At 67.8% G+C, this 1973-nt stretch carries 1 protein-coding gene and 2 tRNA genes; 1 reads left to right on the forward strand and 2 read right to left on the reverse strand.

The genetic code is table 11. The features are described from left to right. Window positions 1–41 precede the first annotated feature (41 nt). Together tig and ABZS97_RS43840 are read right to left on the reverse strand one after the other, a co-directional pair. Window positions 42–1436 carry a trigger factor gene (gene tig, locus ABZS97_RS43835; protein WP_356149646.1) on the reverse strand — a complete coding sequence of 465 codons (1395 nt, stop codon included), beginning with the start codon at window positions 1434–1436 and terminating at the stop codon, window positions 42–44. Window positions 1437–1620: 184 nt separating this feature from the next. Then, window positions 1621–1697 (reverse strand) — tRNA-Pro (locus ABZS97_RS43840). 154 nt (window positions 1698–1851) lie between these two features. On the opposite strand from ABZS97_RS43840, the gene ABZS97_RS43845 reads away from it, so the two are divergent. After that, window positions 1852–1925: transfer RNA gene (locus tag ABZS97_RS43845), tRNA-Gly, on the forward strand. Window positions 1926–1973: the final 48 nt, after the last annotated feature.

Here is a 1973-nt window from a genome sequence, read left to right on the forward strand (position 1 = left end):
GTGACCCCGGGCCCGCCGCACAGTTCTTGGAGCGCCGAGGCTTACGCCTCGGTGGTCTCCGTGGCCTCGGTGGCGTCGCCGTCCGTGGCGTCGGCGGCGACCTCGGCGGCCGTCTCCGTCTCGTCCTCGTCGTCCAGGTCGACGATCTCGCCGTTCGTGTCCTTGACCGTGGCGGCCTCGACGACGACCGCGAGGGCCTTGCCGCGGGCGACCTCGCCGACCAGCATCGGGACCTGGCCGCCCTCGACGACGGCCTGGGCGAACTGGTCGGGGGACATGCCGGAGGAGGCCGCGCGCCGCATGAGGTGCTCGGTGAGCTCCTCCTGGTTGACGTTCAGCTTCTCCTTGTTGACGAGCTCGTCGAGGACGAACTGCGTCTTGATGCCCTTGACCGCGGCTTCCTTGGTCTCGGCGTCGAACTCCTCGACCGTCTTGCCCTGGATCTCGAGGTACTTCTCGAGGTCGAGGCCCATCTGGCCGAGCTGGTGGTGCTCCAGGTTGTGCTTGCGGGTGTTGATCTCGTCCTCGAGCAGCTTCTCGGGGACGGGCACCTCGACGAGCTCGAGCAGCTTCTCCAGGACGCGCTCCTGGGCCTGCGTGGCCTGGTCGTACTGCTTCATGTTCTCGAGGCGCTTGCGGCTGTCGGCCTGCAGCTCCTCCAGGGTGTCGAACTCGGAGGCGAGCTGCGCGAACTCGTCGTCCAGCTCGGGGAGTTCGCGGGCGGCGACCTGGGTGACCTTGACGGTGACCTCGGCCTCCTTGCCGGCCGCGGAGCCGCCCTTCAGCTCGGAGGTGAAGGTGGCCTCGCCACCGGCCTCCAGGCCCTTGACGGCGTCGTCGATGCCTTCCAGCAGCTCGCCGGAGCCGATGGTGTAGGAGACGCCGTCCGCGACGCCGTCCTCCAGCACCTCTCCGTCGACCTTGGCCTGCAGGTCGAGCGTGAGGACGTCGCCGTCCTCGGCGGCGCGCTCGACCGGGGAGGTCGACGCGAAGCGCTCGCGCAGCTCGGTGACGGCCTTCTCGACGTCCTCGTCGCTGACCTCGATGGCGTCGACCTCGACCTCGATGCCGGAATAGTCCGGGATCTCGATGGTCGGGCGGACGTCGACCTCAGCGGTGAAGTTCAGCGTCTCGCCGTCCTTCAGCTCGGTGATGTCGACCTCGGGCTGACCGAGGACGTTCAGCTCGGCCTCGTTGACCGCTTCGGTGTAGAACTTCGGGAGCGCGTCGTTGACGGCCTCTTCGAGCACGGCGCCGCGACCGAACCGCTGGTCGATGACGCGCGCCGGGATCTTGCCCTTCCGGAAGCCCTTCACCGTGACCTGCTGGTTGATCTTCTTGTACGCCGCGTCGAGGCTGTCCTTGAGCTCCTCGAAGGGCACCTCGATGCTGAGCCGAACCCGAGTCGGGTTCAGGGTCTCCACGGCGCTCTTCACGGTTCGGTCTCCTTGGGGGCTGACTTCTTGGGGTTCTGCCAGGTGATCTGCCCGGTCGGGCAGCCCTTCGGCGGATTCGCGGCCCTTGAGAGACTCGGAAGTACAGACACAGGGCGCGCAGCTTGCATAGTAACCGCAGGCGGTACGCGCCCCAAAAGGCGATCTTGCCGGTGGCACGGCTCGGTGGTCGGGGTGGCGGGATTTGAACCCACGGCCTTCCGCTCCCAAAGCGGACGCGCTACCAAGCTGCGCCACACCCCGTCTGGTGCGACACGTAGGGTACATGCCCGCAGACAGTGCGGCTGCCGCAATTTCACGAGCGCACGTGTGGCCGGGAAACGGGGTGTGCGGTGAGGGGGTACGACCCGCTACGATGCCTCCTGTGCCGCGGTCACTGACCTGCGGCGCATCCTGCGCGGGCGTAGCTCAATGGTAGAGCACTAGTCTTCCAAACTAGCTACGCGGGTTCGATTCCCGTCGCCCGCTCCACGGCCTCCGGCCCCCGGCCACCGCACCCGGCCGCAGGGTGTATCCACG

Origin of the sequence: Streptomyces sp. NPDC005485 (assembly GCF_040606085.1) — a bacterium.
Taxonomy (GTDB): domain Bacteria; phylum Actinomycetota; class Actinomycetes; order Streptomycetales; family Streptomycetaceae; genus Streptomyces.